This is a genomic window from Mycobacterium sp. URHB0044 (assembly GCF_000620625.1).
Lineage (GTDB): Bacteria > Actinomycetota > Actinomycetes > Mycobacteriales > Mycobacteriaceae > Mycobacterium.
Genome location: NZ_JIAW01000003.1, coordinates 456,660 through 470,186 on the forward strand (window position 1 = coordinate 456,660; position 13,527 = coordinate 470,186).

Below are 13,527 nucleotides of genomic sequence, written 5' to 3' on the forward strand. Positions count from 1 at the left end.
CAGTTCGGCCCGACTTCAGCAGCGACGCAAGGCTGCGGGTAATCCCTTACCTGCAGCCTTTCGTCGTTTCTGGGGAAGCTCCGAGGCTCAGCCGGGGATGAGACCGGACGTCGGCACAGTTCGATAGTGAGCACCCAATCGAGGATGTCGGGTGCAGGATCCAATTCTCACCCCGGCGCGCCCTGGTCTCAACATCGAAATTTGCTGCCCCGCAACAGAATTGCTACGGTCCTTCCGTGTAGACGAGTGATTGTGCGTGGTGACGCAGGTCCAGAAGACGCATGTACTCGACATGCAGCGCTGCCCAGACATCCTCTTGCCGAAACTCTTTGAGCACCCGTTCCCGCCCAGACCGGCCGTGCCGACGACGTAGCTCCGGATCGATCAGGTACCGGCGGATCGCTTCGGTCAGCGCAGCTGCGTCCCGCGGTGGCACGAGCGTTCCCGTCACGCCGTCCTGGACAGCGTCGACGCAGCCGGGCACCTCGGTGGCGACAACGGGCAGCTCCATCGCGGCAGCCTCGAGCGGGGAGACGGGTAGGCCTTCACGGTAGGTCGGCAGCACAAATACATCCATCGCCGCGAACAACGGTGGGGTATCCCAATTTATCCCCGTCAAGTGAACGCGTGGATCCGTGCGCAGCAGTCTCTCGGCATCCGGAGGCAAAGGGTCTTGCGGCTCGAACGGGCCTACCACCAACATGTGCAGCTCAGGACGTTCTACGCGCAGGGTCTGCCACGCCTCGACCAGCTCAACGAGCCCTTTGTCCCGGACCACGCGGCCGACGAAACCCACCACCTCGGCATCGAGTGGGATGCCGTAGCGGCCACGTGCGTCGGCACGGACGGTCGCCCCGACACCGGCTGGGTTGAACACCCTGTCGGCTGAGACACCGTTGATGCTGCCGTGATGGAGAACCATCATCTTGTCCGGCCTGCACAGCCCTTCCGCGACTGCAGCTTCACGCAACGAGGCACTGACACAGAAAACCTGGTGTGCCAGTAGACAAGACACCATTTCGGCCCACCGTAGAAGCCGCCGCTTCAGCCCGGTCGCCGTCATGAGCGGCAGGCCGTGCATGTGGTAGACCCGCACCGGCACCCGCGCCAGCCATGCTGCCACCATGCCGAGCAAACCGCCCTTCGGCGTGTGAGCGTTGACGATGTCTGGGCGCACCTCGCGCAACCAGCGCCACAGTCGGGCGATCGTCGCCATGTCACGCAGCGGTGTGATCCGCCGTGGCATCTCCAGTCCGTGAACTCGGACGCCCTCGCGAGCGGCGAACTGGTCCAGCAGCTCACCAGGCGAGGAAAGCGCCCATACGTCCATTCCCCGGGCGTTCAGGTAGCCGACCTGGCCATGGAAGAACGTGAGCGATCCAGGCACCGTGGTGACATGCACCAAACGAACCATGTAGAGAACCCCCGGACTTCATGCTGTGGCGCACCGGCATCGCGAGTGGCAGTGTAGGACAGAATCCGCGCCGGATAAATGGATCATTTCACCTATATGGAACCATTCACAGGAATAGATCCTTTTACCCATGTGGGCCATTCAGGCGGTGGCAATTCTCCATCTTCTGCCACGATCAAATTCGCTTAAAAGCATATCCCTGGGCATGGTCAAACACGATTGTGAACGTGTACGATGACCTCCACAACATTGAGAACCCAGTGGGGGATTTGTGCAGACCACACTCACTTCAAACGGTTGTGTCATCGACCAGGATCCAGCCAAATTCGGACACTTTCGGGAATCGAGCGAGTACGCCGCCGATGGCGCCGTGCTGCGCGAGCGCCTGAGCGAGGATGGGTACGTCTTCCTGCGCGACGTGCTCGACAAGCATGTGCTGTTGCAGGTGCAGGGAGCTATCGCTGACGAGCTGAACCGCCTAGACGCGCTCGATCCCGACGGCGACCGCTCCGCTCATCTGTTCCCCGCGCGGGCCGGTCTGTCGCTCTACAAGGTGGCCGACAACATCAGCCATACCGAACGCCGTGCGCTGACGGGCCAGCCCGCGCTCCAAGCCATCTTCCGCGCCATTTTCGGCGAGGAGGCGAAGTCGCTCGACTACAGCTGGCCTCGAATCGCCGGCCCGGGTCGCAGCGAGCAGCCACATTGTGACTGGGTCTTCATGCGGCGCGGGACGCCACGCCTGTACACGGCGTGGATTCCGCTGATGGATCTGCCGCTGTCACACGGCCCACTGATGATTCTCGAGAACTCACATCTCGACAATCCATACACCCGCGGCTACCTGCGGATGGATGCCGACGAACTGGGCTACTTCGACGCGATGCGCTTCAAGCACGGCACGCTAGTGCACGGCGGGAACTACAGCCGACGGCCCAATCGCGTTCGTGATGAATTCGGCACACGTTGGCTCAGCGCCGACTACCGACTGGGCGACGTGATCATCTTCAGCACGCGCGCAGTGCACGCGACACTCGACAACCGCAGTCAGGGTTTCCGCACGTCCATCGACGCGCGCTTCCAGCCTGCGAATGACGTCACCGATCCGCGCTTCGTAGGCCCGCATCCGACCGTCCACAGTGCGCGCGACATCAATATTTTCCAGCACGCACACAGGTTGACCGGGCGACAGGCAGACGGGCTCACCGCGTTACGCGACAAATGGAAATTGCAGCGTCAGAGCGGACTGCTTCGACACTTCGGCCGCCACGGGCGTGGCGCCGACGGGCGCGCGGCGGGCTCGGCGACATAGTTGCGCTCGCGCAGTTGATCCAGACGCTCACCATTCTGGGAAGCTCATCGAAACGCTGCGGCGGTAGATCGGGAAGAAGTCGGTTGCGGCTGGGATCGGATCGTCGTTCGTCAGACCGCTGAGCTCTCGATACTGCGTTTCGTTGGCGATGACGCGCAGGGTGCGGAACTTCCAACGCAGCGGCGAGAACCCGGCCTTGAACTTGAACACACCGTCGGCGCGCGCACCGACGCCACCACCAAGGTGCAGCCAGCGATGTCTGCGCGCATGCGCCCACTCGATTGCCTCCGCGATCATCAACTTTGTCGCATGTGTCGAGGCATGCGCCTGGTCCATCGCGGAGAGGTGGTACTGCACGATTCCACTTTCCTCGAAGAACATCGAAGCAGCAGCCAGCTCACCCTCCCGCGTGCGTGCGAGAAACAGGTGACAGTTGTCAGACAGGTCTTCGCGCAGCTTCTCGAAGTACGCGCGGTCAAACCTGTATGCACTGAGCGCACCGACGCGGTGCATCGTCGCGTCGTAGAGCGCGATGAAGTCATCGAGGTTCTTGCAGGTGGGGTCATGCTCGACCATCACGCCTTTGCGCACCGCTTGGGCGATCTCGTTGCGATGCGTCTGGCGCATGCGCGCGCGGATCGTGGTCAGGTCGCCGTCGAGATCGATCGGAACGGTCTCACCGTGATCGACCAGCAGACCAAATTCGTTGAGCGGAAGCGTCGACGCGTTGAGCAGCGGATGCAGACGCATCAAGAAGGTCACGATCGATTCAGCTGCGAGTACTTCCAGAAACGCACCGGCGACCTCGCGGCGCTGCTCTGGCGCCGGGAGCTCGTTCCGCCGCCACAGCGCACCCGAGTATCCGTAGGGGCTGATTGCGTCGAACAGGTCCCCTCGGCCTGGTACAGGCCGGCGCAACAGCGGCACGAGCAGGCCGCACCCCGCGACCTCCAGCCATACCGCCAGTGGCTGCTCGTCCGTGTCCGCGTCGGCGCAGGCGTATTCGGGGCGGTGATAGATGTCGTGCTCCGTTTCGGCGAGCACCCGCGGCCACCAGGGATCGTCCGCAGTCAGCAGCCGCGCCGTCACCGAGACCCGTGTTTCCCTGCCGTTGTTGATGCGCGCGTCGGTCGATCGTGTGGGCCGCGCAGGTATCCCGACGGCAATTGTGTGCGGCGGAATGTCATGGGCGACGAGTCCGCCGCCGCCGACGACCGAGTACTCGCCAATTTTCGTGCCGGGCAGCATTGTGGCGCCGATGCCGAGCTGAGCGAAAGGACCAACCGCACAGTTGCCGCCGAGCGTCGCGTGCGGCGAAATATGCGCAAACGCCCCCACCACGCAGTCGTGCTCTATCACCGCCGACGTGTTGACGATCGCACCGCGCCCGACGACACCGTCAGGATTGACCACGGCGAGCGGCATGATCACTGCGCCGTCCTCCACGATCGCAGACGGCGCGACCACTGCACTCGGATGGATCACGGTGACCAGCTCCGCCTGTTTGGCGAGACACAGCTCGGCTGTGCGTGCTCGCACGATGCTGTTTCCCACGCCGAGCGCAACGCGCGCATCCGGATTCACGTCGAGCCAATCCGACGAGCCGAGCACCGGCAGACCGAGTACTTTCATGCTCTCGGACTTGGTGTCATCGACAAAGCCGGTGACCGTCTCACCGCATGCGATCAGGATGTTGGCCACGACTTTGCCATGCCCGCCCGCGCCGTACACGATCAGCGGCCGCGCATCCACACCACGCCCGTGGCGAAATAGTCGCGCGATCCGTTCCCGCGTCGCACTGGCGGTCACGCCGCTCTCGATCGCGTTGGCACAACCGACGAAGGGGCCAGGACCGTCCATATCACCGACGTCACCATGAGCTTGGACGCCCGCGATCCGGTCTCCGACATCGCCACCCCTCGTAGTCGGCCGTCGGGCTGGCATCTAGGTCACAGCCCTCGGTCAGGATCATCTCGCGTCCTGACCCGCCGCGCTAGAAATTGCTCGCAGTGCGGCGCTGTCCAGGTGAGGCAAACTGACCCCATGCCTGGGATCCTTGCGAGGGGCGTCATCGGCCCGTCGTTGGCACGCCATTGACGACGCTTGCGGATGTCCTTCCGTGGTTCCTTCCCGGGTTGGCCATTGCCGCCGTGATCGCACTCGCCGTCGCGGGCCGTGTGGCGCGGCGGCTGCGCACGAAGAGTTGGGTGGCGTTCCTCCTCGTGACGAGCGCCGGCGCCGTGCTCGCGGCGACGATCCCGCCGAAAGAAGGTGGCTTCAGTGGCCGACCACCGGCAGCGGGTCGATGCGATTTCGGCCGCGTCGGGCTCGCGCCTCTGTCTGAGTATGTCCACCTTGGCGACACCAGCCTGAACCTCATTCTGTTCGTGCCCCTTGGTCTTGCGATCGGGCTCCTCGGTCGATCCCCCACCACGGCCCGGGTGTTTGCGGCTGCTGTCGTGCTATCGCCGGCCATCGAAGCCATCCAATCGCTGGTACCGATGCTCGGGCGTGGATGCCAGAGCCAGGATGTCGTCGACAACCTCCTCGGACTCGGTATCGGAGTCGTGCTTGGGGTGTTGATCTCAGTCGTGAGAACGGTGCGGGGCAGGAGGGACAGAGCTCGGGGAGCCCCACGCGAACCCGGCGCAGACGGTCGCCAGCCAGACCTCCTGTGACTCGGGCGGGTGTTACTGGCAACGCGACGGAGACGTCGAGGAGTTTCCCTCCTACCTGCGGTTGGGCCTGCTAGCGTGGGCGCGGCGTGGCCTGCTGTCGGGGGGCGACGTGAGATTGGCGCAACACATCGACCACGTCTAACGATGAAGGCAGGACGGTGCGTACCGAGGACTTCCGGACGATCGACCATCTGACGCCCGAGGCGAAGAACGAACGCCTTTCCGTTGACCCAGTCCCCACACTGACCTGATGCCGACGCCGCCCGTGACCCTCATCGACCCCACCGACGAGCGATGGACGTCCGCTCTGGCCCGAGTGGGCCACGATGTCTACGCCACGCCCGGCTATGTCACTGCTGAGGCGCTTCGGATTCAGGCGGAGCCGGTGGGCTGCCTGATCGACGACGGTGGCCGTCTGTTCCTGCTCCCTCTGCTGCTCCGGAGTGTCGAAGGCGACGAGGGATCGACGAGGGACGCGATCTCGCCCTACGGCTATCCCGGCATCGTGCTCGACGAAGACGGCGCCGCGGACGATGACTTTGCGGATGACTGCCTCGCTGCGTGCCTCGATGCGCTCCGCGGAGTTGACGTGTGCACTGCGTTCGTCCGATTGCATCCGGTGTTGAACGCTTCGCTGGGCCCCCAGCTGAGGCGACACCCGGTCACCGAGAACGGCCTCACGGTGTCGATCGATCTGACGGTGCCCGCCGACCAGGCGTGGGCCGCCATGAGCAAGGGGCACGCAAACGCCATCAATCGAGCCAACCGAGCTGAGTTCCGCGTCGAGATATCTCCAGCCAGCGACCAGATCAACGAGTTCGCGGCGGTGTATGCCGAAACCTTGCAGCGCCTCGGCGCGGACGAGACCTACCACTTCAGCGACGAGTCCCTCGGCCGGCTGGCCGCACTGAACGAAGCCTTCGTCGCCGTCGCCTACGCCGGCGATGTGGTGGCAGGCGCATATCTTTGTTTCGAGAGCCACGGCATCGTCCAGATGCACCTCGGCGGACCCCGAACCGAGTTCCGAAAACCGTCCCCGTCGCACCTGATGATCCACTCCATCGCGCAGTGGGCCAGGGAACGGGAGAACTCGATCGTCCATCTCGGTGGAGGGGTCGGCGGGACGATCGATGACTCGTTGTTCACTTTCAAAGCTGGCTTCTCACACAGTCGGCATCCCTATCGGACGTTGCGGCTGGTGGCGAACCAGGACCTGTACGACGGTTTGATCTCGGCTCGGGCACGTCGTCTCGGTTCATCCAGTGCGGAGTTGCTCGGCACGGGCTTCTTCCCCGCCTACCGCGCAACGCCTGAGCCAAGCGACTGATCGTCTGCCGTCGCCTCGCGGTGTCATCAACTCTGCGGCTGCATCCCGTACACCCGGACGCCGAACGGCGGCACGGATGCGTCGACAACCACCTGACCTGCAGCAAGCGAGGTGGCAACTGGCATGTCCGTCGTCCACTCCTGGACGGACGCGGTCGCGGCATCGGTCCGAAAGCGCAACCGGCCGCGCCACGTGGAGCCGCCGACATCGGTATTGATCAAGGTCACGACAGTGCCTGTGCCGACCTTGTTCACCAGATACTGCAGCGGCGGCCCGTCCACGCTCACCGTCGCGGCAGCGGCATGGAGTTGGTCGAGCAGTCGCTGGCCCGACTTGAGCACACCTTGTCCCTCGGCATCGAGCAGGCCGTCTGCCGTAGTCAGATATACCGATCCGTGCCCGAGTTTGTGGCGGACGATGGCCGGATGACCATCGGTCGTGGTGGCAACGATCTCGGTCTCCAACCCCGGTTTGACGAGGACGTAGTTGAACTGGTTCTCCGTGATGACCGAGCCGTCCGACCACGTGACCGAGTTCGCCGGCCGGTGCTCTGCAGAGATGTCGACATTGGTCAGCGAATCGACGCCAAGCCTCAGCTGATCCGCGTTGACGACGACCGTGCCGCCCCGCCGGACGAACTCCTTGAGATCCGAGAGCAGGTCCGCCGACAACGGTCCGCTATTGGCCAGAACCACGACCCGGTAGAGGAGCAGCGTGTCGAGTCGTGCTTGATCGGTGATCACATCGAGCGACTCGCCCCACCGCGTGCTTCCCATCGGTTCCCACGCCCGCGGGTCGGCGTTCGGTGCGGCCAGAGCACGGCGGTAGGCAGCCTGGGTGGCACGGGTATCCAGCGTCCCGTCGGTGTCGGTCACCCGCCAGTCCGCGTTCGCCACGATCGTTCCCCATGTCTGGTGTCCGGGGTAAGCGACGTCCAGGAGACCGCCAAACATGCGGTCACCTGCCGTGTAGGAGTTCTGTCGGTACCACTTGAGTGGCTCCTGGTCGAACTCGCCGTACGGCGGCTCATATCCAGAGAAGTGGTTCTGCAAGATGGCCATCGACACCTCCGGGACACCCCTGTTGGGATGGCGTCGCAAGCTGAAGTCGGCGAAATCGGCCACCACCGCACCGAGCGGGTTGCGGCCGGTGTTTCCGGCGCCGAAGCCGTAGTTGGCGGCCTCGTTCAGAATCACGTCGGCGCCAGCCATGTACGCCGCGTACATGCTTCGCTCGAACATCGACGGTGACCAGCCGGTGACCAGCTTGCCGCTGTCATCGAATGTCGTCGGACCGCCGTTCCAGAAGCGGTAGGTCGAGATGTCGATCCCCCACTCACGGCCCAGGTGTTGTCGAGCCGCGCCCCGGACCATTGCGAGACCCGGGCTCATCCCGCTGACTTCGTCGAGGTTTCGCTCAAGGAGCACGGCGTCGGATCCGAGGTCGTACGCGTACTGGGGGCAGAAGGCGTAGACGCACACCGACATCCACTTGTATCCGCGTTGTTGGGCGGACTGTTCCAGGTAAGGCCGAAGCGCCTTCGCGTCGAGGTAAAAACGAGACCAGGTTGCGTACGCCTGCTCATCGGTGAGGCCAGCGAGACTCGGGCGGTTCTTGGCCCAACATCCTCCGCCTTGATCGAACTCTGGCATTCCGAGGCGCCACGCCCACGACTGTGCCGTGACCCCGAGCTCGCCGAGCGTCCGCGCAACGTCAGGGTCGGACGAAGCCGGATAGCAGGCCGACACGTTCGCTTCGGTGGGAATCGCGAAGTACGCAAAAGGGCGACCGGTTCCGTCCACGAAGCGCCGTTCATCTGCCTCGACGGGTGGGTGCAGGCTGGCCCCATTGGCCAAGGTGTCGTGGAGTCGCTGGTCGAGCAGTGGCCCACTCTCGCCGTACACCTCGGTGAGAAAGGCGAAGGGGCGGGTCATGGATGGTGATCCCAGCTGCGCGGTGGACCGGCCAGCCGGCGACAACGGAGCCGGGACGGGGAGCGGGACCACCAGGTATGTGACAAGTACGACGACGAGGCCGAGCGCGAGTCGCCGAGTCGCCCTACCGGCCCGAGCTCGGGGGGTCTGCAGGGCATGACGGGGCACCTGCATGCCGTGTGTCACCGAATCCAGAAATGACCAGTCGAATTTGATGTCATGGACCGGTCAGTTCCGCCCACATCGTGTTCCAGGTGGAGATTTCGGAGGGCGACGGAACCCGGTTGCGTCGGACGAGCACGAGGTCCTGTCTTCGCGCGATGACGGCCACGGTGTCACGAACCCCCTTCGCGAGCTGGCCGCCCGACCCGACCAGGCTCGACATTATCCGGCGATGCCGAGCTCCATAGCGCATCAGCAAGACCACCTGGTGCAACCGCGCCTCTACGCTTCTGCGCAGCTTGATCTGATCCTCCCGGTAGCCGAGCAATACGTCGGGAAGCGATGCGTAGCGGCTTGACGTGTGCCCGCGCAGGAGAATCTCCCAGTCCTCGCAGCCGCGGGCGCACGGATCGTAGGGAAACCGCTGGAACCACGATCGCCGTCCCATCCAGGTGGGGTGTGCCAGGGGGATGCCGTTGCGCATGGGATTGGCGGTGAGCTCCTCATGGCCGCCGGGACAAGAACGTGGACCGCGAGGGGTGCCATCAGATGTGAACACCATGGCTCCCGCTCCCACGACGTCGACCTCTGAGTTCTCCCGCAGAAAGGCAAGCTGGGTCTCCAGCCGGTGCGGATAGCAGATGTCGTCGCCGTCCATCCGCGCAATGATCGACGCGCGACTGTGCAGCACGCCCTCGTTGAGGCGAGCTGAGATCCCAAGCGAGCGGCCATCGACGAAGGGACGAATCCGATCGTCGAGATCGGCCCACGCTCGAAGCTGGTCCACCGTGCCGTCGGTGGATCCGTCGTCAAGGATGACGAGCTCCCACGCCTTCCATGTCTGCGCCACGATCGAGCGGACAGCTGGACCGAGGGTGGCCTGCACGTTTCGGACCGGCATGATGATGCTGACGGCGGGTTCCATGGCGCAGTCATCCCCCCGTTCCACGGGCTAGTCGCGTCACTGCCCTGTCGCCCTGCAGAAGCGACTCGTACAGCTCCAGATGTCGGTCGACCATCGTCTCGACTGCATATTCCTGTCTGACTTCGCGCGCACGGGATTGCGCCCTGCTCACGAAGCCCGGGTAGTCCGAAGTCAGCTTCACGATCGCGGACGCGAGCGCAACGTCATCTCCCGGCGGAGCCAGCACGCCGGCGTTTTGAACCTGCTCCGGAATTCCTGCATCAGCGCTCGCGATTACGGGCTTGTGTGCAAGCAGAGACTCGGTGATCACACTCGGCAGTGACTCCGCCTCGGCGAGGCTCGGAAGAACCAGAGCGTCGGCGAGGCGGTATTCCGCGAGCATGCCGGTGGTGTCCCGCTTGCCGACGAACGTCACGATGTCGTCGATCGACAGCTGCCGGGCCAGGTCTTGCAGGTTCTCCAGCTCCGCGGAGTTGTGATAAACCATCCGGAGAGTGACGGGGGTTTGCGATCGGATGGTCGCCATCGCACGGAACAGCACGTCAAGACCCTTTCGCTGAATCAATTGACCTGCGAACAGCAGCCGCCACGGGCCGTCCTGCCGCGGCAGGACGGGCGGCGGCGGATCCGTCGGCGCGTCGATTCCGTTGCGGATCATCACGACGCGGCCCCGCACCTCGGAGCGCAGGCGATCCGCCTCTTGATACGACAACGCCACGCAGGCATCGGCGGCCCGATTGATCAACCGGAGCGCCACAGCCCGCTTTGCCGGCAGAGTCCTTTCCTCGTTGTGCCTGGTGAAGACAATCGGCGTGGGTCGAACCGCACGGCGGGCGGCAAGCCCCGGCACGCTTTTGGCCAAGTGGTGGACGTGCACGATGTCGATGCCCGTCAGCGAATGGTTCCAGCTGTGTGGTGCCACCACGACTTCGATCCCCCGCCCACGGAGACCCTTTTCGAGCGTCATCTCCGGGGTCGGATTGATACTGCGTCGATACTCCTCGTCACGCCCGAAGACGCCACCAACAATCAGGACTCTCACTTCTGAATCTCCTTCGTGCGGGAACCTGTCAAATATGCGACAGCGACCATTGCGATCATCGGCCAGAAGAAATACACAACCATCTGCGCGAGGACCGAAATCGAGTGAATGATGAGCAACGCCACCCAAATGCCGCAATACGACCAGGTGAATGACGCCAGCGCGTCTGGCGCCACCTCGACACGATCGTCGAGTCTGCGTATTGCGAAGCCGAGCAGTAGATATCCGATCACAATTCCAGGGACGCCGAAATTCCAATACAGTTCCGCACCCAACGGAAGATTCTGGTCCCTGATATCGGGCTCGCCGTAAACCAATTCGTTGTACAGCGTGGGTCCACTGGTCGCCCGGAAGGACTTTCCGAGCACCGGTACGGGAAACATTGCGGAACTGACGATGGAATCGCCGTAGCGCAGTCCCGTCTGATCCACTTCCTGGATCACCACCGCCCAGAATTGTGGGCCATTGCCGTAACCCTGCACATTGTCTGCGAATGAGGCACCCGGCTGGTCCATTCCGGCGGCCGCCGGGTTGATCTCGCCCCCGCGTGTGCCCGAATAGACGTCTCGGTACTCCCCGAACAGGAAGCCGACGGCAGCCAACAGCGCCAGTAGCGCCACGATGCGAGTCGGCGACTGTCGCCGACCGAAGCAGCTGTAGGCCGTAACGAGGGCCAGCAGGGGAACAACCACGGATCCGCGGTTGTAGTTGTACGTCGCCGATGCACCGATGGCGATGACGATGAGGCCGATCTCGACAGGCTGGAGGCGGGCCCCCGGCCGTCGGCGAGCGATCCGCGCGGCCCACAGAATAATGACGCCGTACGCCAGGAACGGGCGCAGGAATTGTCCTGCCGCCGCCGCCAGGGTGGCCGGGCCCTGCTCTTCGAAGATGTCGCCGTGCCCGCTGAAGTAGTCGACGAGCGCGCCGACGGATGGAAACGCTAGCCCCAGTCCCACCACCCCGAGCGCGATGAAGCACATGGCAATTCCAGTTGTACGAACCGGTTCCAGGAGAAGCGGCCGTGGTCGCGCAGGCTTCGGGTACGCAATGTATCCGCCCGCGAAGCACACATATGCCAACGCCTGCAGCAGCACCGCCGTGTTGACGAACTGGTTGGCGGGATAGAAGCGAAGCGTGCCCAGAAAGGGCCCGGATACTACGAGAGCCGTTGGGATGACCACGAGTTGGAGAAAGAAGAGCATCGCGGCAACGTTGCCGGGTCCGAGAACGCGGTCACGGTTCCACCTGACTCGTGGCACTAGCAGCTGGATGGCCAGGAATGTCGCGAACGATATCGGCACAGCCGGATATCTGCTCGCATAGCCTCCCCGCTGCATGGCGATGGCCCAGACAATCGCCGCCACGCAGACCGCTGCGGCGGGTGGTGAGATCGCCGGGTATCGACGGACTTCCACGGTCCTCACCGCCATCATGTCAGTCCTCTCGCGGGTGGGCGGGCCGCCAGCGCAATCGGCAGCAGCACAAGGCAAGTCGCAATGTAAGCAGCGAGATAGGCCGAGGCCAGTCCGACGCCCTGGAGCACAGGCACCAGGACGACCGCGCTAACGACAAGCGTGATAGCGAGTGCAAAATCACTCCAAACCCACAGTGCCAGACGCCCTTCGGCAAGAGCGCGGTTACTCAGTACGTTGTTCAACGCGGCCGGAACGGTCGCAATGGCAAGTACGACGAGCACTCCGGACGCGAGCGTGAAATCCGGGCCCTGCAGACCCATGAGTTCGGGCGCGAATGCGACGAAGCCGAGGCACGTCAGCGTCGAAAAGGCCAGCGTCATCGCACCGTACTGAACGAACAACGTCCGTGCGTCCGTGCTGCGGCCCGTCGCCCGCAGCCGGCCGAGCATGGGCAGTAGAACCGAACCCATCGTCGCGGGGACAAACAGCGCGATGGCGTGCCATCGCATGGCGACGGCGAACGTGCCAACATACGCGAGACCATCTGACTGCCTGCTCAGCAGTACCTGCCCCAGCCAAAGTGCAGGCTGGACCGACACACTCGCGATCAACGCCGGAAATGACACGCGCAACAGCGATTTGGCTTCGATCAGCAGTTGGGCGCGCCCGTAACGGAGGGCTGAACGGGGCCCGCGGGCAGACATGACGAGCTGAAACCCCAGGAGGCACCCCAGTACGTCCGCCGCGGCCAGTGCCCAGAGCACCGCCTCTGCGCCGGATGCGCTGAGAAGAACAACGGCCAACAACACCCCACACAGAAATCCGTGAACGGCGCGGAAGAGTCCGACCATCTCGAACCTCTCCAGCGCGGCCAACAGGCCGGCCAGGACCTCGACCATCGGGGTGGTGAGTATGAGAATCGACGCGACGGCCATCAGCGGGGCGACACGCGGCTGTTCCAGGATCGAGTCTGCGATCCACGCGCTGCTCAGCACGGCGCCGATCATCGCGAGTAGACCAACGGATGCGGTGACCCAGAGAGTCAGATCGATCAACCGGTCCCGACGGGCGATGTCGACCTCGCGGGCTTCGGCAACCAATTTCTGCGCGGCTACCGGCAGCCCGAGAACACTCACCGACGTGATGACGAGCGTGGTCGACAGCGCAAGCGATACACCACCAAACTGCTCGCTGCCGAGATGCCTGGCAGCCAGGAGCAGCGCGCCGACGTTCGCAATACGACCGATGAACGTCCCGCCCAGAGCCCAGCTGCTACCCCGCAGCGCGGTGCGCAGCGTCATGTCGCTGAGCGGTC

The 13,527-nt window shown here is 64.0% G+C and carries 10 protein-coding genes; 3 read left to right on the forward strand and 7 right to left on the reverse strand.

Going from position 1 to position 13,527, the window contains the following annotated elements; translation table 11 throughout:
- Positions 1 to 223: 223 nt before the first annotated feature.
- Positions 224 to 1,402, reverse strand: coding sequence for a glycosyltransferase family 4 protein (locus N536_RS0108990; RefSeq protein ID WP_197040086.1), 1,179 nt, complete (start codon positions 1,400 to 1,402; stop codon positions 224 to 226).
- A 283-nt stretch (positions 1,403 to 1,685) separates the two neighbouring features.
- Here N536_RS0108990 and N536_RS0108995 point away from each other — a divergent pair, with 283 nt between their 5' ends.
- Complete coding sequence (locus tag N536_RS0108995; RefSeq protein WP_029113319.1) at positions 1,686 to 2,726, forward strand: phytanoyl-CoA dioxygenase family protein; 1,041 nt, start codon at positions 1,686 to 1,688, stop codon at positions 2,724 to 2,726.
- 27 nt (positions 2,727 to 2,753) lie between these two features.
- Here N536_RS0108995 and N536_RS40670 read toward each other — a convergent pair whose 3' ends face one another.
- Positions 2,754 to 4,586 (reverse strand): NeuD/PglB/VioB family sugar acetyltransferase, encoded by a 1,833-nt coding sequence (locus tag N536_RS40670; RefSeq protein WP_051574334.1) that lies wholly within the window; start codon positions 4,584 to 4,586, stop codon positions 2,754 to 2,756.
- A gap of 275 nt (positions 4,587 to 4,861) precedes the next feature.
- On the opposite strand from N536_RS40670, the gene N536_RS0109005 reads away from it, so the two are divergent.
- Together N536_RS0109005 and N536_RS37815 are read left to right on the forward strand one after the other, a co-directional pair.
- A complete protein-coding gene (locus N536_RS0109005) occupies positions 4,862 to 5,404 on the forward strand; it encodes a VanZ family protein (RefSeq protein ID WP_197040087.1) in 543 nt (180 codons plus the stop codon).
- Between the two features lie 250 nt (positions 5,405 to 5,654).
- Entirely contained in the window at positions 5,655 to 6,731 is a 1,077-nt protein-coding gene (locus tag N536_RS37815; protein ID WP_051574335.1) for a GNAT family N-acetyltransferase, read from the forward strand.
- 26 nt (positions 6,732 to 6,757) lie between these two features.
- Here the strand turns inward: N536_RS37815 and N536_RS0109020 are convergent, their stop codons facing one another.
- From N536_RS0109020 to N536_RS0109040, 5 genes are all read right to left on the reverse strand, one after another.
- Complete coding sequence (locus N536_RS0109020; protein ID WP_029113321.1) at positions 6,758 to 8,665, reverse strand: hypothetical protein; 1,908 nt, start codon at positions 8,663 to 8,665, stop codon at positions 6,758 to 6,760.
- 217 nt (positions 8,666 to 8,882) lie between these two features.
- Positions 8,883 to 9,752, reverse strand: a complete 870-nt coding sequence (locus N536_RS37820) for a glycosyltransferase family 2 protein (RefSeq protein ID WP_051574336.1) — start codon at positions 9,750 to 9,752, stop codon at positions 8,883 to 8,885.
- A gap of 7 nt (positions 9,753 to 9,759) precedes the next feature.
- Positions 9,760 to 10,794: a glycosyltransferase family 4 protein gene (locus tag N536_RS0109030; RefSeq protein ID WP_197040088.1), complete on the reverse strand. Its 1,035-nt coding sequence runs from the start codon at positions 10,792 to 10,794 to the stop codon at positions 9,760 to 9,762.
- The gene (locus N536_RS42560) at positions 10,791 to 11,891 is read right to left on the reverse strand and encodes a hypothetical protein (protein ID WP_197040089.1); all 1,101 of its coding nucleotides are present in this window, start codon (positions 11,889 to 11,891) and stop codon (positions 10,791 to 10,793) included. The genes N536_RS0109030 and N536_RS42560 overlap by 4 nt, the downstream gene beginning before the upstream one ends.
- Positions 11,892 to 12,226: 335 nt before the next feature.
- Positions 12,227 to 13,513 carry an oligosaccharide flippase family protein gene (locus N536_RS0109040; protein WP_155948503.1) on the reverse strand — a complete coding sequence of 429 codons (1,287 nt, stop codon included), beginning with the start codon at positions 13,511 to 13,513 and terminating at the stop codon, positions 12,227 to 12,229.
- Positions 13,514 to 13,527: the final 14 nt, after the last annotated feature.